The 18,039-nt window shown below is 74.4% G+C and carries 19 protein-coding genes; 12 read left to right on the top strand and 7 right to left on the bottom strand.

All coding sequences use genetic code 11. The annotated features are described in order from the left end of the window. Window positions 1-53: 53 nt before the first annotated feature. Window positions 54-365: a hypothetical protein gene (locus tag ACIOFR_RS15480; RefSeq protein WP_400996843.1), complete on the bottom strand. Its 312-nt coding sequence runs from the start codon at window positions 363-365 to the stop codon at window positions 54-56. Between the two features lie 281 nt (window positions 366-646). Between ACIOFR_RS15480 and ACIOFR_RS15475 the strand changes: the two genes are divergently transcribed. The 3 genes from ACIOFR_RS15475 (at window position 647) to ACIOFR_RS15465 (ending at window position 2,857) form a co-directional block, all read left to right on the top strand. Continuing rightward, window positions 647-1,186 carry a hypothetical protein gene (locus ACIOFR_RS15475; protein WP_400996840.1) on the top strand — a complete coding sequence of 180 codons (540 nt, stop codon included), beginning with the start codon at window positions 647-649 and terminating at the stop codon, window positions 1,184-1,186. Further along, window positions 1,093-1,809 carry a hypothetical protein gene (locus tag ACIOFR_RS15470; protein WP_400996838.1) on the top strand — a complete coding sequence of 239 codons (717 nt, stop codon included), beginning with the start codon at window positions 1,093-1,095 and terminating at the stop codon, window positions 1,807-1,809. Before ACIOFR_RS15475 ends, ACIOFR_RS15470 begins: the two co-directional genes overlap by 94 nt. Before the next feature lie 112 nt (window positions 1,810-1,921). Further along, window positions 1,922-2,857 carry an oxygenase MpaB family protein gene (locus ACIOFR_RS15465; RefSeq protein ID WP_400996835.1) on the top strand — a complete coding sequence of 312 codons (936 nt, stop codon included), beginning with the start codon at window positions 1,922-1,924 and terminating at the stop codon, window positions 2,855-2,857. Window positions 2,858-2,890: 33 nt separating this feature from the next. Here ACIOFR_RS15465 and ACIOFR_RS15460 read toward each other — a convergent pair whose 3' ends face one another. Continuing rightward, the gene (locus ACIOFR_RS15460) at window positions 2,891-3,901 is read right to left on the bottom strand and encodes a helix-turn-helix domain-containing protein (protein WP_400996833.1); all 1,011 of its coding nucleotides are present in this window, start codon (window positions 3,899-3,901) and stop codon (window positions 2,891-2,893) included. Window positions 3,902-4,207: 306 nt separating this feature from the next. On the opposite strand from ACIOFR_RS15460, the gene ACIOFR_RS15455 reads away from it, so the two are divergent. The 5 genes from ACIOFR_RS15455 to ACIOFR_RS15435 all read left to right on the top strand — a co-directional run bounded on the left by ACIOFR_RS15455 (window position 4,208) and on the right by ACIOFR_RS15435 (window position 9,395). Beyond that, window positions 4,208-5,485, top strand: a complete 1,278-nt coding sequence (locus ACIOFR_RS15455; RefSeq protein WP_400996831.1) for a S8 family serine peptidase — start codon at window positions 4,208-4,210, stop codon at window positions 5,483-5,485. A gap of 143 nt (window positions 5,486-5,628) precedes the next feature. Continuing rightward, window positions 5,629-5,778 (top strand): hypothetical protein, encoded by a 150-nt coding sequence (locus tag ACIOFR_RS15450; protein WP_400996829.1) that lies wholly within the window; start codon window positions 5,629-5,631, stop codon window positions 5,776-5,778. 370 nt (window positions 5,779-6,148) lie between these two features. Further along, window positions 6,149-7,063 (top strand): alkaline phosphatase family protein, encoded by a 915-nt coding sequence (locus ACIOFR_RS15445; protein ID WP_400996827.1) that lies wholly within the window; start codon window positions 6,149-6,151, stop codon window positions 7,061-7,063. Between the two features lie 2 nt (window positions 7,064-7,065). Continuing rightward, window positions 7,066-8,373 (top strand): MFS transporter, encoded by a 1,308-nt coding sequence (locus tag ACIOFR_RS15440; RefSeq protein WP_400996824.1) that lies wholly within the window; start codon window positions 7,066-7,068, stop codon window positions 8,371-8,373. After that, a complete protein-coding gene (locus ACIOFR_RS15435; protein ID WP_400996821.1) occupies window positions 8,370-9,395 on the top strand; it encodes a TolB-like translocation protein in 1,026 nt (341 codons plus the stop codon). The genes ACIOFR_RS15440 and ACIOFR_RS15435 overlap by 4 nt, the downstream gene beginning before the upstream one ends. Here the strand turns inward: ACIOFR_RS15435 and ACIOFR_RS15430 are convergent. The 3 genes from ACIOFR_RS15430 to ACIOFR_RS15420 form a co-directional block, all read right to left on the bottom strand. Beyond that, a complete protein-coding gene (locus tag ACIOFR_RS15430) occupies window positions 9,388-10,386 on the bottom strand; it encodes a hypothetical protein (RefSeq protein WP_400996819.1) in 999 nt (332 codons plus the stop codon). The two genes, ACIOFR_RS15435 and ACIOFR_RS15430, sit on opposite strands and share 8 nt — an antisense overlap. Window positions 10,387-10,580: 194 nt before the next feature. Further along, on the bottom strand, window positions 10,581-11,390 hold the full coding sequence (locus ACIOFR_RS15425) for a hypothetical protein (RefSeq protein ID WP_400996817.1): 810 nt from the start codon (window positions 11,388-11,390) through the stop codon (window positions 10,581-10,583). Next, window positions 11,387-12,274 (bottom strand): hypothetical protein, encoded by an 888-nt coding sequence (locus tag ACIOFR_RS15420; protein WP_400996815.1) that lies wholly within the window; start codon window positions 12,272-12,274, stop codon window positions 11,387-11,389. The genes ACIOFR_RS15425 and ACIOFR_RS15420 overlap by 4 nt, the downstream gene beginning before the upstream one ends. Window positions 12,275-12,371: 97 nt before the next feature. Here ACIOFR_RS15420 and ACIOFR_RS15415 point away from each other — a divergent pair, with 97 nt between their 5' ends. The 4 genes from ACIOFR_RS15415 to ACIOFR_RS15400 all read left to right on the top strand — a co-directional run bounded on the left by ACIOFR_RS15415 (window position 12,372) and on the right by ACIOFR_RS15400 (window position 16,956). Next, entirely contained in the window at window positions 12,372-13,655 is a 1,284-nt protein-coding gene (locus tag ACIOFR_RS15415) for an MFS transporter (RefSeq protein ID WP_400996813.1), read from the top strand. Between the two features lie 161 nt (window positions 13,656-13,816). Continuing rightward, window positions 13,817-15,112 (top strand): extracellular solute-binding protein, encoded by a 1,296-nt coding sequence (locus tag ACIOFR_RS15410; RefSeq protein WP_400996811.1) that lies wholly within the window; start codon window positions 13,817-13,819, stop codon window positions 15,110-15,112. Window positions 15,113-15,175: 63 nt separating this feature from the next. Continuing rightward, on the top strand, window positions 15,176-16,108 hold the full coding sequence (locus tag ACIOFR_RS15405; protein ID WP_400996809.1) for a carbohydrate ABC transporter permease: 933 nt from the start codon (window positions 15,176-15,178) through the stop codon (window positions 16,106-16,108). Further along, window positions 16,105-16,956, top strand: a complete 852-nt coding sequence (locus ACIOFR_RS15400; protein WP_400996807.1) for a carbohydrate ABC transporter permease — start codon at window positions 16,105-16,107, stop codon at window positions 16,954-16,956. Before ACIOFR_RS15405 ends, ACIOFR_RS15400 begins: the two co-directional genes overlap by 4 nt. A gap of 30 nt (window positions 16,957-16,986) precedes the next feature. Here the strand turns inward: ACIOFR_RS15400 and ACIOFR_RS15395 are convergent, their stop codons facing one another. Further along, window positions 16,987-17,277: a PRC-barrel domain containing protein gene (locus ACIOFR_RS15395; RefSeq protein WP_400996804.1), complete on the bottom strand. Its 291-nt coding sequence runs from the start codon at window positions 17,275-17,277 to the stop codon at window positions 16,987-16,989. 167 nt (window positions 17,278-17,444) lie between these two features. Beyond that, entirely contained in the window at window positions 17,445-17,966 is a 522-nt protein-coding gene (locus ACIOFR_RS15390) for a hypothetical protein (protein ID WP_400996802.1), read from the bottom strand. Window positions 17,967-18,039: the final 73 nt, after the last annotated feature.

The raw sequence follows: 18,039 nt of genomic DNA, 5'->3' as shown, positions 1-18,039 counted from the left end.
GAGGTCTTGTCCGGTCGGTCTCGCGGGCCCGGCAAGACCGGCCTGACAGGGCCCTAGCTTCCGGTCCGGCGGGCGCGGAGCCGGGTGACGACCCGGTGGACGGCGGCGGCCTCCGCCCAGGCGAGGACCACCACCAGGGCCAGGAACGGGCCCCGGTCGAGCGCGGCTCCGGCGCCGGAGAGGATCAGGGGGAGCACCGACGGCAGCGCGACCAGCCCGAGTGCCAGGGACGGCAGGGCGTTCGACGTGTCGAAGGGGTCGCCGCCGAGCGGCGCGGCGTCGACCCAGACCGCCAGGGCGGCGACCAACAGCCCGTAGTACAGCGGGGCGAGCCCACCTCCGCCGATCCGTCGTCGGTTGCGCATCGGGTGCGCCCTCCGCTCCCTCGTCCCCGCGGCCGGCTGCCGTGGTCGTCGCCGGCCCGTTCACCAGGGACGATACGGCAGGGCGACGGAGCGGGGGAGGGCCGCCCCGAAGTGTGGCCACAGGTCATGTGCCGATCGGCAGGGAGGGGACGCGAGCCGGGCGACGGGTGCCGCGGGAGTGGCCGTCCGGCACTGCTGGCGGCCCCGCCCGGCGGCCTACGGTCGCCCTGTTGCGTGTTCACCGCACGTCTCGTCCCCATCATCCGAGGAGTGTTCACCCCATGTTCCGACGTTGGCGTTCACTGACGGCCCTCGTCCCGGCCGTGTTGGCGCTGGGCCTGCTCCCCGTGGCCGGCGCGGGCGCGGCCGGCGCGGCCTGCGAGGGGCAGCGGCCGCGCGTTCCCGGCGCGGAGCGCCTGGTCAGCCACTGCCTGGACGACCTGACCACGGCCGGCCTCCCGGCCGGACTCACCGACGCGGAGGACACCAAGGGCCTCCAGGCGGTCGGCACCGTCAACCCGTCGCACGTCCCCGGCGTGCAGCTGGACGGGTACTTCCCGGACACCTCCACCACCAACGCCCTCCACGGCTGGAACCACGACAGCCAGTTCGTGATCCGGCTGCCCGAGCACTGGAACGGCGGCCTGGTCGTCGCCGGCCCGCCCGGCACTACGGCAGGGCGCCGACCCGGACGTACGCCGCCGGTCTCTCCGCGGCCGGCTACCTGGTGCGCTGGCAGCTGGAGCACGTCCCGCAGCTGTACACCGGCGGCATCGACTGGAACGGCCTGCTGCTCACCCGGGACGCGCCCAACCTGCTGACCAACCTGCCGCCCGCGCTGCGCGCCTACCCCCGCTTCGCGAACCACGAGCCCGGCGCGGCGGAGGCGATGTACGCCGAGGGGTACCCGGAGGGCTCCGAGGACCTCTGGAAGGGCCACTACGCCTTCCTGTGGGACTCCCTCCAGCGCACCGTCCGCGAGGAGCTCGACCCCGACTACGACGGCGCCACCCAGGGCGGGACCCCGTTCTGCCCCGAAGGGACGGGCGCCGGCTGCGACACCGACTACGACTACGCCTCCCGGCCCGCCGCCGTCCACGACGCGGTCGAGCGGGTCTCGCTGACCGGCCGGATCTCCAGGCCGCTGATCACCCTCCAGGGAACCTACGACGTCCTGCTCCCGATCACCCGGACCGGGGACGTCTACGACCGGATGGTCGCCGACGCCGGCCGCGGCGACCTGCACAGGTACTACCGGATCGAGAAGGGCACCCACACCGACGGATTCCACGACATCGCGCCGAAGGTGGTCCGCCCGATGCAGGACTGCTTCACGTCGGCCTTCGACGACCTGGTGGCCTGGACCCGCGACGGCGTCACCCCGCCGCCCAGCCGCACCGTGCCGGCACCGGCCGGCAACACCACCACCGGCTGCACCCCCTGACCCGGGCGGCTCCGGGCGCCGACCCCGCCGCGGGGTCGGCGCCCTGCCCACCGGCCCGTGCGGTCGGTAGGGTGGTCGGCCGGACGGCACAAGGGCGAGGAGGAGGGGCGGGATGAGGCCGGACACCGGTGTCACCGGGTGGCGCACACCGCTCGCCGCGCTGCGCGCCCGGCTGCTGGCGGAGATCAACGCGACCGTGCACGGACAGGACCTGCACCTGGAGCGCTACGACCGCCCGGCCGGCGACCAGGGCCTGTTCGGCCCCGACAGCGTGGTGTGGCGGGTGCACGGACACCCGGCCGGCATGCTGGTCGGCGGTTTCGCCGCACTGCTCCTGCAGTCCCTGCACCCGCTGGCCATGGCCGCCGTCGACGCCCACTCCGACTTCCGGGTCGACCCGACCGGGCGGCTCAACCGGACGGCCCGCTTCGTCACCACCACCACGCTCGGCTCGACGGCCGCCGCCGAGCAGGCCATCGCGGGCGTGCGCAGGATCCACCCGCGGATCCGCGGCACCGCACCGGACGGCCGTCCCTACCGGGCCGACGACCCCGCGCTGCTCACCTGGGTGCACACCGCCGAGGTGTCCTGCTTCCTGACCGGCTACCAGGCGCTGGCCGTCACCCCGCTGACCGCCGCCGAGTGCGACGACTACTACGCGCGGGCGGCGCTCGTCGCCGAACGGCTGGGCGCCGCCGAGGTCCCGAAGTCCCGCGCCGCGGTGGCGGCGTACCTGGCCCGGGTGCGGCCCGACCTGCGGGTGACGCCGCCGGCCCTGGACGTGCTGCGGCTGCTGCGCGGGTTCGGCCGCAGCCGCCGCGAACGCCTCGCCGTCCGGCTCCTGACGAACGCCTCGATCGGTCTGCTGCCCCCCTGGGCGAGGGCCGAACTCGGCGTCCGCCGGCCGCTGGTGGTCCGGGCGGCCTGGGACCGTCCGCTGGCACGGACCGGCGGGCGGATCATGGTCTGGGCCTGCGGCCCCTCCCCGATCCGGGCCGCCGCCCAGGCCCGCGCCGCCGCCGCGCCCGGGCCTGCGGCCACCCCGTGACCCGCGGCCACCTCGTGACCCGCGGCCGCCCGCTCAGATCCACCCGCTGCGCGCCGCGTACAGCGCCATCTGGAAGCGGGTGAGCGAGCCGGCACGGGTGTTGAGCTGCTCCAGCTGGCGGGACAGGGTGCGGCGGCTGATGCCGAGGAGCTCGGCGATGGTCTCGTCGGTGACGCCGGTGGCCAGCAGTTCCAGGATCCGGCGGTGGACGGGGCTGAGCGCCGGCGGGACGCGGTCGCTGCGGTGCATCGGCAGGGCCGTCCGCCACGCGGTCTCGAAGAGTCCGGTCAGCGCGGACAGCAGGCTCGACGGATGGACGACCAGCAGCGAGTCGTTGACCTCCGCCTCGACGAAGGACATCGACACGATCGCCAGCCGCCGGTCGAAGACGGTCAGCTTGACCGGCACGGTCGGCAGCACCCGGGCCTGCTCCCCGGCGGCTATGCAGGGCTGGATGTTGACGCTGTAGTAGGCGGGGTTCTGCACGGCGGACTTGGAGTAGACGACGCGGTACTCCACGCCCTGCCGGAGCTTCTCGACCTCGACCGGGTTCGCGGCTCCGTCGGTGTGGTACGGCGGCGAGTCGAAGCGCAGGACCTCGGACTCGGCGGCCTCCTCGATGTTCCAGATGCGTTCCACGATGGACGGGCCGGTCACCACCTCGACCAGGTCCTCCGTCGCCTGGGGGCTGACGGTGCGCCGGTAGCCGCGGTAGGCGGAGACGGCGGCCTGGTGCGCCTGGCGGAGCTCGGCGGTACGGGCGTGCGCCAGGTACTCCAGCGCGATGGTCGGCTCGACCGGGACGTGTTCGCGCCCGTCCGCCCCCGAGGTGGTGATCAGGCCCAGTCTGCGCAACTGCGCCAGGAGCCGGTCCAGTTCCCCGGCGTGGGACGGGTCCTCCTCGTCGATGCCGTGGTGGCCGAGTTCGCCGGCCAGATCGCTCCGGCCGCAGGGGCCGATCGCCAGCAGGGCCAGGTAGGTCTGGGCCTGCCGGTCCGTCAGGCCCAGGCGGAGCAGGTGCGTCGGCAGGTCGTCGTCGGTCATCGAGGGCCTCTCAGTGCGGACGGCGGTGAGCCGTCTACCGGTGCGCAAGCAGCACAGACCCGCCGTTGCGGGCACAGCCCGCCGGTGGGGGGCATGGTGGCACGTTTCACCCGCACGGCACCAGGGCGGCCCGAACCCGGAGCCGGTCCGGGCCGGTCCGGCCGGTCCGTGTCGTCACGGCGGAGGGACCCCGGCCGCCCGTCCGCGCCACTGGCGACCGGGCGCCACCGCGGGCGACACGCTCCGGGTAGACCGGTTCCGCCCTGGACGGTCCAGGGCCACGAACCCCTCTCTCCGGAGGCCACCATGTCATCGCATCAGCTCCCACGGCACGCCCGCAGGAAGAAGTACGGCGTCGCGGTGGCGGCCGCGACCGTCGTCGCCTCGGCCACCGCCGTGCTGGTGATCGCCCCCGCGAACGCCGCCGCCCCGCCCGCCACCGGCGGTGTCCGTGCCGCCGCCGAACCGATCGCCGGCCGCTACCTGGTGATATTCAAGGACACCGACACCGACGCCGCCGCACCGGCCACCGCCGCGGCGGCGGCCGAGCAGCGTTCGGCGGTGGCCGCCACGGCGGCACGGCTCGCGGGTGCGCACGGCGGCGCCGTGCGCACCGTCTTCGACACCGCGCTGCACGGCTACGCCGCGGAGATGACGCCGGCCCAGGCGAGACTGGTCGCCGCGGACCCGGCGGTCTCCTACGTCGAGCAGGACGGCGTGCAGCGCCACTCGTCCACCCAGCCGTCCCCGCCCTCCTGGGGGCTGGACCGGATCGACCAGCGCGACCTGCCGTTGGACAGGTCCTACACCTACTCCGGCACCGCCTCCAACGTCACCGTCTACCTGGTCGACAGCGGCCTGCGCACCACGCACAGCCAGTTCCAGGGCCGGGCGAGCATCGGGGTGGACCTGGTCGGCGACGGCCGCGACGGCGGCGACTGCGTGGGCCACGGCACCCACGTCGCCGGGACCGTCGGCGGCAAGGACTACGGCGTCGCGAAGGGCGTGAAGCTGGTCTCCGTGCGGGTCACCCCGTGCAACGACTCGATCCCCACCTCGTCGATCATCTCGGCCGCCGACTGGATCACCAGGAACGCGGTCAAGCCGGCCGTGGTCAACATGAGCATCAACGGCGGCGTCAGCGCCTCCGAGGACAAGGCGATCAAGCGTTCCATCGCGTCGGGGGTGACCTGGGTGGTCTCCTCGGGCAACGGCAACGCCGACGCCTGCAAGAACTCGCCCGGTGACGTCGCCGAGGCGATCGTGGTCAACAACGCCACCTCCGGCGACGTCCGCCGGTCCGACTCCAACTACGGCTCCTGCACCGACCTGTTCGCGCCGGGGACGGGCATCCCCTCGGCCTGGAACTCCGGCGACGAGGACACCCACGTGCTGACCGGCACGTCGATGGCCGCCCCGCACGTCGCCGGTGCCGCAGCGCTGTACCTGTCGGCCCACCCCCAGGCGACCCCGGCCGAGGTGCAGAGCGCCCTGGTCAACGCCGCGACCCCCGGCAGGATCGGCAGCGCCGGCCGGGGCAGCCCGAACCGCCTGCTGTACGTCGGCGGCCTGTCCGCCCGCTGACGCCCCCTCGCGTGCGGCGGCCGGAGCGCACCCCCACGGTGCTCCGGCCGCCGACCCGTCCTCACCGGCCCCGCCCCCGACCTTGCCTCACCGGCCCTCCCTCACCGGCCCTTCCTCGCCGACCCGACGACCGTGGAGCCCCTGTGATCAGCACCGTCGACCTCTTCAACAACGGCGTCGGCCCGTCCGGCCCGCACACCGTGGCCCCGCTGCTCGGCCTGACCGGGGAGCGGCCCGAGACCGTCGAGGAGACGGCGCGCGGCGGGCTCGCGCTCGCCCGTCCCCGGTGCTGACGGGGTAGTTCCCGAACCAGCACGAGCACCGGTGCGGCCCGTGGCCGCTACCGGTGCTTCCGCACGTCCGGAACCGGGACGGCGGGCCCCGCGCACGCTCGCACACCACCCCGTCGCCACAAGCGCGGTGACGAATCCACAGTTTTGGACAGCACCGCCGGCCTGCGGCGGAGCGCAGCGCCTGTCCCGCAAGGGGTGCGCCGTCCACGGAATTGGACGGGTCATCAACAGGAAGAACCGGACGGCCGCACCGGACCTTGACGCACTCCCGGCGGGTGAGGGAGCGTCAATCCCTGTCCGCAGCAGCGGGACGGCGCACCAGGCCTCCCGTACCGGGCGAATCCCCCCACCTCATCACCTGGAGACAGGAATGACCTCCGCGACCCCCCACCGCCACCGGCGCAGCCGCAGGAAGCTCGCGATCGCCGTGACGGTGCCCGCGACCCTCGTCACCGGCCTCGCCGTCACGCTCACCGGTGTCGGCTCCGCGTCGGCCGGTGTCACCACCCCCTCGGCCGCCGGGCTCCCCAAGCCGGACCACATCGTCGTGGTCATGATGGAGAACCACGCCTTCTCGCAGATCATCGGCAGCAAGGACGCCCCGTACCTCAACTCGCTGGCCGAGAACGGCGCCCTGCTCACCAACTCGTACGGCATCACCCACCCCAGCCAGCCGAACTACTTCGCGGTCTTCTCCGGCTCCACCCAGAAGATCACCGGTGACGGCTGCTACAAGGTCGGCTCGATGACCGCGGCGAACCTCGCCTCCGAGCTGATCGCGGCGAAGAAGACCTGGGGCAGCTACAACGAGTCGCTCCCCAAGGAGGGCTCCACCACCTGCAAGGACGGCAAGTACGCCCAGAAGCACAACCCCTGGTTCGCCTTCAAGAACGTCCCCGCCGACTCCGGGCACACCTTCGCGCAGTTCCCCACCGACTTCGCGCAGCTGCCCGCCGTCTCGTTCGTCGTGCCCAACCTCTGCAGCGACATGCACGACTGCTCGGTCGGCACCGGTGACGGCTGGATCAAGAAGAACCTCGACGGCTACGCCACCTGGGCCAAGACCCACAACAGCCTGCTGATCGTCACCTACGACGAGGACAACAAGCAGAGCGGCAACCACATCCCGACCCTCGTGTTCGGGCAGCCCGTCAAGGCCGGCAGCACCTCCTCCGCGTCCTACAACCACTATGACGTCCTGCGCACCGTGGAGGACCTGGCCGGCCTGTCGACGCACGCCGGCAAGGCGGCCCAGGCCACGGACGTCACCGGTATCTGGAACTGACCGTGTACCTCGCGGACAGCCGCCGCCCCACGGCGTCCGACGCCGCCCCGGCCGACCGGCCGGGGCGGTCGCCGCGGATCGCCGGAACCGTCCTGGCGCTCGGGAGCGTCAGCCTCGTCACCGACGTCTCCTCGGAGATGGTCTCCGCCGTCCTGCCGCTCTACGTGGTCGCCGCGCTCGGGGTCTCCCCGCTCGGCTTCGGCCTGTTGGACGGCATTTACAACGGCGCCTCGGCCTTCGTCCGGCTGCTCGGCGGCCTGCTCGGCGACCGCGGCGGCCGCCACAAGTCGGTCGCCGCGGCCGGGTACGGGCTGTCGGCGCTCTGCAAGCCCGCCCTGCTGGTCGCCGGCACCATGCCGGTGCTCGGAGCCGTCCTCGCGGCCGACCGGGCCGGCAAGGGGCTGCGCACCGCGCCCCGCGACGCGCTGATCTCCCTGTCCACCCCGGCCGAGCAGCGCGGCCTGGCCTTCGGCGTGCACCGGGCGATGGACACCGCGGGCGCCCTCGCGGGCCCGCTGCTCGCCTTCCTGATCCTGCGGGCCGCGCCCGGCGGCTACCACGCCGTCTTCACGGTCAGTGCGTGCGTCGCCGCGCTCGGCGTGCTCGTGCTGGTGCTGTTCGTGCCCGGCCGCCGCGGCCCGTACGCCCTGCCGGCCGTTTTGCCGGCCGGCAATCGGCTGCGCGTCACCGCGCTGCTGCGCCTGGCCGGGCTGCGCCGGATCGCGCTGTGCTCCACGCTGCTCGGGCTCGCCACCGTCAGCGACTCGTTCCTGTACCTGCTGCTGCAACGGCGGCTCGGCCTGTCCGCCGGGTGGTTCCCGCTGCTGCCGCTCGGCACGGCGGCGGTGTACCTGCTGCTGGCCGTCCCGCTGGGCGCGGCTGGTGACCGGATCGGGCGGCGGCGCAGCTTCCTGCTCGGCCACCTGATGCTGCTGGCGGCGTACGCGCTCGTGCTGCTGCGGCCCGGTGGCGGTCTGCCGTTGGCCGCCGCCGTCCTCACCCTGCACGGGGTCTTCTACGCGGCGACCGACGGGCTGCTCGCCGCCGCCACCGCGAACACCGTGCCCGCCGCCCGGCGCGGCGCCGGTCTCGCCCTGGTCGGCACGGGCCAGGCCCTCGGACGGTTCGTCTGCTCGCTCGCGGTGGGCGCGCTGTGGACCCGCTGGGGGGACACCACCGCCCTCGCCGTGATGGCGGCCGCGCTCGCGCTCGCCGTCGGCGCGGCGGCCCGCCTGCTGGGCCCCGCCGCCGACCACCCCGCCGCCGACCGGCCCGCCGCCCCCGACTCCGCCGCACAGGAGACCGTATGACCCTCGGCCGCCGCCTGCTCGTCCTGCTCACCGTTGTCGCCGTGCTCGCCACGGCCGGCGCCTGGGCCGTCCTGCACGCCGCCGACGCGGCGCCGGGCAACAGGAGGCCGGCGGCCGACGACCCGCGCGGCGAACCCGGCCCCGTCCGGCTCGGCCCGCAGCCGGACGGGGCCCGGCTGGTGTTCCGCAGCATGACGTGGGGCGACCGGCGCGACCAGCTGGCCTCCGTCCCGCTGGCGCGGCCGGACACCACCCGGACCGTGTCGGCGCCGGCCTGCCTGCGCTTCCACGCCGCGGCCGGCACCGGCATCTGCCTCCAGGCCGTGCACGGCCTGGTCGAGGACACCTACCGCGCGGTGGTCCTCGACGCCGACCTGCACGAGGTGCGCCACTACGACGTGGCCGGCATCCCGACCCGCGACCGGGTCTCGCCCTCCGGGCACCTGGTCGCCTGGACGGTGTTCCTCAGCGGCGACTCCTACGCGGGCACCGCCTTCTCCACCCGCACCTCCGTCCTGGACACCCGCACCTGGACCCTCCAGGAGAACCTGGAGGACTTCGCGGTCACCCTGGACGGCCGGCCGTACCGGGCCTCGGACGTCAACATCTGGGGCGTGACCTTCGCCGACGACGAGCACTTCTACGCCACCCTGGCGACCCGCGGGCAGACCTACCTGGTCGCCGGTGACGTCGGCCGGCGCACCCTCACCACGCTGCACGGCAACGTGGAGTGCCCCTCGCTGTCCCCGGACGGGACGCGCGTCGCGTACAAGAAGCGCGTCGCCGGGCTCTCCGACGACGACCCCTGGCGGCTGTACGTCCTGGACCTGCGGACGATGGCCGAGACGGCCACCGCCGAGCAGCGCGGCATCGACGACCAGGCGCTGTGGATCGACGACCGCACCCTCGCCTACGCGATGCCCGGCGACAGCGGCTCCGACCTGTGGACCGTCCCCGCGGACGGCTCGGGCGGCGCGGCGCTGCTCGCCGCGGCCGCCCTCTCGCCGGCCGTGGTCAGATGACGGCCCGGTCCGGCCGGAGGTCGTCGCCCCACTCCCAGGACAGCCCGTAGACCCCCGGGAACGTCTCGGGGAGGACGGCGCAGGCGTGGCCCGCCGAGGAGATCCTGACGTCCTCGGCGGGCTGCGCCGGCGCGTCGTGGTTCGGCCGCCAGGAGAGCCGGCAGCTCACCGGCAGCGTCCGGCGGTCGAACCGGGCCCGCAGGACCAGGTTCTTGCCGGGGAAGTTCACCATCCGCTCGTACCGGGTGGCGGCCTCGGCCGAGGGATAGGCGTAGCTGTACTCGACGACCGCCGACTGCCCCGGGGTGAGCGGGAGGTCGAAGAGCAACTCGGTTGCGGCGAGGCCGTGTTCGGGGTCGGTGCGGCGGCGGCCGAGCCGGCAGCCGACCAGGTCGAACACACCGGGGCCGCTGTCGGGGCTGCGGTCCTGGCCGGTCTCCCGGTCGGCGCGGGTCAGCAGGATCAGCCGGTCCGCGCCGGCGGCGAGCGCCCGGACGAGCTGCACCACGTCGATCCGCCGCTCCTCCTGCCCGGCCCCGATGTGGATGTCGACCCTGGTGTGCAGGGTCTCCACCCGTCCGTTGGCCCGGGGGTCGAAGTCGGCGAGGACGCCCTCCACCGCGGGGTCGCCGACGGCGCTGACGTAGTCGAGCGAGCCGGGGACGTGGTCGACCCAGCGGCCCCGCGGCCGGCGCGGCCCGAGCAGCACGATCAGCGAGTCCGGCGGCAGCCCCAGCAGCGCTTCCAGTGCCCGGACGGCGGTCAGCGACTCGGCCCGCTCGGGTCTGCTGCGCCCGCGCTGCCAGTAGCTGAGGCTGGAGACGCTGACCTGGAGGCCCTGCCGGGTGAGCCGTCGCCGGATCCCGTCCAGGCTCAGCCCGCTGTCCCGGATCGCGGTGCGCAGCGCGAGGTCGAACGGACCCGACCGCAGCACCTGGGTGAGTTCGCCGGACAGCGTCGCGAACGGCCGGCTCGGTGATGGACGGCTCACAGCGCACCTGCCTCGCACCGGGACCGCTCCGCAGCGCGGTCGCCTCCGCATGGGAGGAATCTACTGGCGCACCGGTCGGTAGACCAGGGACTCCGGCCGCGCGGTTGCGGTGTTTCCGTAGCGGTTCGTGTGCCGTCCCGGGGTTCGGTGAGGAGGTGGGGCGGCAGAGGGGTGGAGAGTGTGGTGACGGTGCGTCAGTCGCCTTGCGCGGGGCGCCCTTCCGCCGGCCGGGGCGGTTCCTCGCGCCGTCCGGGCGGCTCCTGGTCGAGCAGGTCGGCGAGCGTGTCGCGCACGCTCCTGCCGCGTCCGGTCCGCGCCGTCAGACGGGCGGGGTCGGCCGGGTCGCGGACGAAGGCGTGCAGCCGCTCCTTCCGGCGGGCCAGGACGACGTCCGTGCTCTCCCCGGCGACCTCCGCCGAGTCGACCGCCGTGTAGTGGACGGCGGTCAGCAGTGCGGAGCGTTCCGCCGACGCGAGGACGGTGTCGGCGTCCAGCGCCGGATCGGACGGGGCCCAAGGGCCCTGCGGCAGCCACTCGGCCACGATCCGGAGGGTCTCGTCGAGGGTGCGCAGCGAGAGTTCGTGGACCCCGAGCGCGTCGATGTGCACGATCAGGCAGATGCGCTCCGGCTGGGGCAGTACGAGGATCCGCCAGGCCTCGCCGGGCCGGGCTCCGGTGATCCGCGCGTCCAGCACCCTCCGGGCGCGCCGCTGGAACGCCACCGCGATGCCGAGGTCGCCGCGGACCTGGATCTGGTCCTCGCCGGCTCCGGGGACCAGGAGGTGTCGCGCGGCGAGTGAGCGGACCGCCTCGGCCAGCACCTCGTCCGAGGGGCGGGCCTCCAGGAAGTCCACGACCGCGTCCACGACGGTCAGTTCGGCGCTGGTGTAGGCGCCGAGCGGTACGGCTCCGGTGTGCACCAGGCCCACCACCGAGGTGACCAGCCCTTCCGGGATCGAGACGGATCCGTCGGCCTGCGGCCCGCGGCCCTCGGCCGTGCTCACCGGGCCGCCCCGATCCAGCGGGTGCCGGGCGGTTGGTTCCCGGCGGCGGACAGGATCCGGGCGGCGGGCGGCAGCGGCGCCTCGGTGATCCACACCTGCGAGTTGCCGAAGAGTCCGCGTCCGGCGCGGCCGGACAGCGTCCCGCCGAGCTCGTCCGACGGGTCGGCCCGTTCGGGCGGGGGGAAGCGGCCGGCCAGGTCCGCGGAGGCCGAGGTGGTGTCGTCCTCGGTCTCGATCCGCCGCAGTTCGGCGGCCAGGGAGCGGGAGACGGCCGATGACAGCGCCGTGGGCACGGCGACCGCGGGGGACAGGTACATCGGCCGCCGTTCGGTGACCCGGGACAGGCCCCACGGGCCGACGTTGCTGCGGGTGACCCGGTAGACGACGTAGTCCATCAGGTGCCGCACGTCGTCCAGGGTCGGCAGCCGGCGGCTTCCGAACGCGGCCGGGGTCTTCTCCAGTTGGAGCCAGGTGCCGCCGGCGGTCCGGCCGTGCAGCTTCTCGCGCACCACCTGGCCGCGCATGCCGATGTCCGGGTAGCGCGACTTGTCGATGTCGCGGTGGTGGCTGGACAGCCGGTGGTGGCTCACCTCGGGGAAGAGCCACGCGTCGTACAGCTCCCGGTCGTCGACCAGGACGTGGCCGCCGCACAGCACGTCGTGCAGCTGCGGGACCTGGAGGCCGTGGCCCTCCAGGTCCGCCAGGATGGTCGCCTCCTGCGGGCTGAGTCCCGCGGCGGCGGCGAGCAGTCCCTTGCGGTAGGTGCCGTTGTGGGCGGTCAGTTCGATCAGCAGCCGTACCCGGGTGCGGGTCTCCTGCGTGCGGCGTTCGCGCTCCGCCCGCTCGGCGCGCCGCCTGCGGCGGCGTCCCTGTCCACTGGCCATACGAGCCAGTACAGCACCGTGGGGGCGGCCCCGCGCCCGGGGACGTGCGCGCCGCCCCTTGGCAGCGCCCGGTCCGGCCCCTACACTCGCCCAGAACTTGAGCAAGGCTCGTCTTTCCCGGGGAGACGTCATCGGCGGAACCGAACCGCGCCCGGCCGCCCTGGCCGAGCCCGAGCACCGCGTCACGGCCGGCTGGACGGCCGCGCTCAGCCTCGCCTCGCTCGCCGTCTTCATGGGCTTCTTCACCCCGATCCAGATCCTGCTCCCGCTCCAGCTGGAGCGGCTCGACCCCGCCCGCAAGGCCGAACTGCTGGCCTGGGTCACCGGCGCCGGCGCCCTCGTCGCGATGGTGGTCAACCCGCTCGCCGGCGCCCTCTCCGACCGCACCGCCTCCCGCCACGGCCGCCGCCGCCCGTGGATCCTGGGCGGCGCCCTGCTCGGCGCCGCCGGCCTGCTGCTCACCGCCACCCGGCACGGCCTGCCCGGGATCACCGCCGGCTGGTGCCTCGCCCAGACCGGGCTCAACGCCATGCTGGCCGGCGTCACCGCGCCCGTCGCCGACCAGGTCCCGCTCGCCCAGCGCGCCCAGGTCTCCGCCTGGACGGGCATCAGCCAGTCGCTCGGCCTGGTGGTCGGCGCCCTGCTGGTCACCGTCGTGGTCACCGGCGTGCTGCCCGGGTACGCGCTCACGGCGGGCCTCGCCGTCCTGCTCGCCCTGCCGTTCGTGCTGCGTCACCCCGACCCCGTCCTGCCGCGCACCGCCCGCCCGCCGCTCGACCGGCGGACGCTGACCACCGGCTACTGGGTCAGCCCCCGCCGGTACCCGGACTTCGCCTGGGCCTTCGCCACCCGGTTCCTGATCAACCTGGGCAACGCGACCGGCACGCTCTACCTGCTCTACTACCTCACCGACGCCGTCCACCACCCCGCCCCCGAGAACGGCGTGCTGGTCCTCACCGCCGTCTACACCGCCGCCGCGCTGCTCACCGCCGTCCCGGCCGGCCTGGTCTCGGACCGCACCGGACGGCGGCGCGCGCCGGTGGCCCTCGCCTGCGTGGTGATGGCGGGCGCCGCACTGATCCTGGCGTTCTGCCCCACCTGGCCGGCCACCGTGCTGGCCGCGGCCGTGCTCGGCGCGGGCTTCGGCGTCTACCTCGCGGTCGACCAGGCCCTGGTCACCCAGGTCCTGCCGGCCGCCGCCGACCGGGCCAAGGACCTCGGCGTGATCAACATCGCCAACTCCGCCCCCCAGGTGCTCGCCCCCGCGCTGGCCGCCCCGGTCGTCGCCCACCTCGGCGGCTACCCGGGCCTGTACCTGGTGACCGCCGCGGTCACCCTGCTGGCGGGTGCCCTGGTCCACCGCATCCGCGGCGTCGCCTGACGCGTCCGCGTGCGCCCCGGCGGTTTCACCCCCGCCTCACTCGGCGCGCTTCCGCGACTGCGGGGCATGGGCGCGCTAGAGGTTCAGTGGCGGAGCCCGGCGTGCGGCGGTGGTGCCCGGCGCCGCCGCCCGCGCCACCCCCTCGCAGAACGGGACCACCCATGAGACGTCCGACCCCCGGCGCCCTGCTCGCCGTGCTGGCGCTCGCCGGCACGGCCGCCTGCGGAGGGCTCACCGGCGCCGGCGAGGCCCAGGAACCCGCCGACGCCGCCGGCACGCTGACGGTCTGGCTGCAGACGGACGCCCGGACCCTGTGGCCGAAGTCGGTCGAGGCCGCCACCGCGGAGTTCCACCGGGCGTACCCGAAGGTGCAGGTCAGCGTCGCCTACCAGGCCTGGACGGACCACCTGTCCAAGTTCGACGCGGCCGCCCAGGCCCGCCGCGTCCCCGACGTGATCGAGCTCGGCACCAGCGAGACCGCGCAGTACAACGCGGCCGGTGCCTTCCTCGACCTGGCGCCGCGCACCGCGGAGTTCGACAACTCCGCCGACTGGCAGAAGGGCCTCGCCGACGCCTGCCACCTCGACGGGAAGCTCTACTGCGTGCCCTACTACGGCGGCACCCGCGCGGTCGTCTACCGCAAGGACCTGCTCGCCGACGCCGGCGTGACCCGGCCCCCGGCGACCTGGGCCGAGCTGCGGTCCGCGGTGGCCGCCCTCGCCGAACGACACCGCGACGACCAGGGCTTCTCCCCGTTCTACCTGCCGGGCCAGCACCCCTACGGCGCCCTGCCGTTCGTCCTCGACGCGGGCGGGGCGATCGCCTCCCGCGGCCCCGACGGCCGGTGGCGGTCCGAGCTGTCCTCCCCGGCGGCGATCACCGGTCTGAAGAACTGGAAGTCCCTCGTCGACGCCGGCATGCGCGGCGACCGCACCGCCAACGACCTGGGCGCCGCACCGGCCCTGGCCGCGGGCACCGCGGCGATGTCCTTCAGCACCAACGGCCAGCTGGTGAAGGTCTTCGGCCCCGAGGGCGACCCGGCGCTCAAGGACCGCATCGGGTCCTTCCCGATGCCCAGCCCGGCCCGGACCGGACAGGTCGTCCCGCCGTACCTGGGCGGCTCGGTGCTCGCCGTCCCGGCCATGAGCCGGCACCGGCAGTGGGCCACCGAGTGGACCCGCCGGTTCACCGCCACCGCCCGCGAGAAGGAGTTCCTGGCCGGCGGCTTCCTCGCCAACACCACGACGCTCACCTCGGACGACCCGCAGCGCGCCGGCTACTTCCAGGGCCTGGAGCACAGCTGGAGCGTCCCGGCGGCCGAGAACTGGGCCGCCGTCGAGAAGGCCAACCTGGTCAAGCAGATGCTGGTCGCCATCGCGACCGGCCGGGCCACCCCCGAGGACGCCACCAGGGCGTACGGCAAGAAGATCGAGGCCCTCCTCAACACCCCCACCTGAGGCCGTCGCCCGCGCCCCCGCGCGGGCACCGCCCCCACCGGACGGATGGAACCCCAACCCGTGGTGACCACACCCGAAGCGCCGGCCCGGGCCCGCTCCCGCGCCGCCGCGGCGCCGTCCCGGCGCCGCACCGACCGCACCCCCTACCTCCTCGTCGCGCCCTCCGTACTGGTCCTGCTCGGCGTCCTCGCCTACCCGCTCGGCCGGGTGGTGGTGCTGTCCTTCCAGCACTGGGGCGTCCGGCAGATCTTCGGCGCGCACGGCCCCGACTTCGTCGGGACGGACAACTACACCGCCCTGCTGGCCGATCCGGTGTTCCGGACGGTACTGGTGCGCACCGTCGTGCTCACCGCGGCGATGGCCGGGATGTCGATGGCGGTCGGCCTGGGCGTCGCCCTGCTGATGCGGCGGCTGCCGGGCTGGTGCCGGGCGACCTTGACCTGCGCCCTGGTCCTCGCCTGGTCGGTGCCGACCTTCGTCTCCACCGAGATCTTCGCCTGGATGACCGAGTACAACTCCGGCGTCGTCAACCGGGCCCTCGGCATCAGCCCGCACAACTGGTACGCCGACGCCACCCAGGGCCTCGCGGTCGCCACCGCCGTGGTCGTCTGGGGCGCCGTCCCGCTGATCGCCGTCACCCTCTACGCCGGGCTGGCCCAGATCCCGGCCGAACTGCTGGAGGCGGCCAGGATGGACGGCGCCGGCGCCTGGCGGCTGCTGCGCTCGGTGGTCCTGCCGCTGCTCGCGCCGCTGCTCGCGCTGCTCACCACGCTCTCGGTGATCTGGGACTTCCAGGTGTTCAACCAGATCTGGATCCTGCGCCAGGGCGCGCCCGGCGAGGACTACTACACCCTCGGCATCTACTCCTACGTCAAGGCCTACGCCGGCCACGACTACGGGCTGGCCTCCGCGGCCGCCGTCCTGACCGTCCTGCTGCTGCTCGGCGTGATGGTCGCCCACCTGCGTCAGATCGCCAGGATCGGAGAAACCCCGTGAACCCCGTCCCGCGCCGGACGGCGGGCCGCCCGGCCCGGACGGCCGCACTCTGCGTGCTCGGGCTGGCCGTCGCCGCCGTCTGGGCGTTCCCGGTGTACTGGATGGCGCTCACCGCGTTCGAACCAGGTGCCGAGATCCGGGCCGCCACGCCCCGGTTCTGGCCGCGCCGGCCGACCTGGGAGCACTTCGCCCAGGTCACCGCCGACCCGCTGTTCTGGCACGCCGTCCGCAACAGCGCCGTGGTCACCGGCGCCACCGTGGTGCTGGCGATGGCCGTGGCGCTGGGTTCGGCGCTCGCCGTCGCCCGCTTCCGCTTCCGTGGCAGGGGGCTGTACGTGGCGGCCGTGATGCTGGTCCAGATGGTGCCGCACGTCGCCCTGGTGATCCCGATCTTCCTCACCCTCGGCGACGTCGGCCTGTCCGACAGCATCCCCGGGCTGGTCGTCACCTACCTGGCGTTCGTCCTGCCCTTCGCGGTCTGGACGCTGCGGGGCTTCGTCGCCGCCGTCCCGCGCGAGCTGGAGGAGGCCGCCATGGTCGACGGCTGCGGCCGGGCGGCCGTGTTCCGCCGGGTGGTGCTGCCGCTCGCCCTGCCCGGCCTGGTCGCCACCTCGGTGTACGCGATGGTGCTGGCCTGGAACGAGTACCTCTTCGCGTACTTCCTGCTCGGCACCCCCGACCAGCACACCGTCCCGCTGTGGCTGACCCACTTCGTGACCACCGAGGGCACCGACTACGGGGCGCTGATGGCCGGATCCACCATCGTCGCGCTGCCCGTCGTGGTGTTCTTCCTGCTCGTGCAGCGGCACCTGGCGGGCGGCCTGACCGCCGGGGCGGTCAAGGGGTAGGCCCTGCCGGGGAGCCGGGCGCCGGCCGGGTCAGCTCCCGGTGGGGAAGTAGGCCGCGGTCTGGTCCCGGTACAACTGTTCGAGCTGCTCCCTGGTCAGGTCCAGCCGTACCGTGCGGCCGTCCTCGTCCACGTCGGCGACGGCCGACATCGGCACGCTGATCTCCTTGCCGAACACCCAGACCCCGGTGTCCACCAGGATGTGCCGCTCGTCCAGGTACGCCGAGTGCCGGTCGACCCGGCCGGCGTGGCCGTCGACCGCGTCGACCCGGTACCCCACCAGGTCCACGTGCTGTTCCGTCCCGCCCTGCTGCTGGGCCACGTCCGCCTCCTCGCTCCGATGCCGTCGCACGGGGAACCTACCGTCCCCGCCCGCCCCGGCCGTTGGTGCCCCGGCTCCGTCTGCCCGCCCGGACGGCCTGTCATGCCTCCGCGGTCCGGCGAGGACCCGACGGGAGCCGCCCGGTGCGGGGGGTCGGTGCGGGGAGATCAGTGCACGCGGGACCCGCTCAGCTGGGCCGGGACGAGGTCCTCGATGCGTTCGACCTCGGCCACCGGCGTGGTGTTGTACTGCATCACCAACGCGCCGTCCGGGGCGCCGGGGCCGTGCCGCACCACGAGGTAGCTGCCGGCCTGGACGTGCTGCGCGTAGCCGGGCACGTGACGCTCGGCCAGGAAGTGCCCCAGCAGGGTGTCCAGTCCGCCCCCGCGGGCCGCGTCCTCGGCGGCGGCCACGGCACCGGCCGACAGCGGGCCGAGCACCAGCAGCGGCCCGACCTCCGGGACGAGCAGCAGCGCGGTGCCGCTCAGGACGCCGAACAGGCCGCCCGTCCAGCTGTCGCTGCCGTCGTCGGCGCAGACGAAGCCGTGCACCTCGGTCTGGCTCCGCAGCTCCTGGCCGATGACCGACAACTCACCGGCGGGGACTCCCTGTTCGAGCAGGATGCGGACGGCCTCCTCGGCGTCCCGCATCGATCCGTACACGCCGACCACACCGTTGACCTCGACCACGATCCACTCCTCGCTGTGCCGCCCGGGTTCCCGGGACCGGGCTTCCGGGGCCCGTCTGCCCCCGTTGCCGCAG

The organism is Kitasatospora sp. NPDC088346 (assembly GCF_044740765.1).
Taxonomy (GTDB): Bacteria; Actinomycetota; Actinomycetes; order Streptomycetales; family Streptomycetaceae; genus Kitasatospora.
Note: the sequence above shows the minus strand (reverse complement) of the source record. Positions and strands in the feature narration are given on the sequence as shown.

What these genes read in the sequence shown, in the direction of transcription:
- ACIOFR_RS15480 (WP_400996843.1), bottom strand. Translation starts at nt 365, where the DNA reads ATGCGCAACCGACGACGGATCGGCGGAGGTGGGCTCGCCCCGCTGTAC.
- ACIOFR_RS15475 (WP_400996840.1), top strand. Translation starts at nt 647, where the DNA reads ATGTTCCGACGTTGGCGTTCACTGACGGCCCTCGTCCCGGCCGTGTTG.
- ACIOFR_RS15465 (WP_400996835.1), top strand. Translation starts at nt 1,922, where the DNA reads ATGAGGCCGGACACCGGTGTCACCGGGTGGCGCACACCGCTCGCCGCG.
- ACIOFR_RS15460 (WP_400996833.1), bottom strand. Translation starts at nt 3,901, where the DNA reads ATGACCGACGACGACCTGCCGACGCACCTGCTCCGCCTGGGCCTGACG.
- ACIOFR_RS15455 (WP_400996831.1), top strand. Translation starts at nt 4,208, where the DNA reads ATGTCATCGCATCAGCTCCCACGGCACGCCCGCAGGAAGAAGTACGGC.
- ACIOFR_RS15445 (WP_400996827.1), top strand. Translation starts at nt 6,149, where the DNA reads ATGACCTCCGCGACCCCCCACCGCCACCGGCGCAGCCGCAGGAAGCTC.
- ACIOFR_RS15435 (WP_400996821.1), top strand. Translation starts at nt 8,370, where the DNA reads ATGACCCTCGGCCGCCGCCTGCTCGTCCTGCTCACCGTTGTCGCCGTG.
- ACIOFR_RS15420 (WP_400996815.1), bottom strand. Translation starts at nt 12,274, where the DNA reads ATGGCCAGTGGACAGGGACGCCGCCGCAGGCGGCGCGCCGAGCGGGCG.
- ACIOFR_RS15410 (WP_400996811.1), top strand. Translation starts at nt 13,817, where the DNA reads ATGAGACGTCCGACCCCCGGCGCCCTGCTCGCCGTGCTGGCGCTCGCC.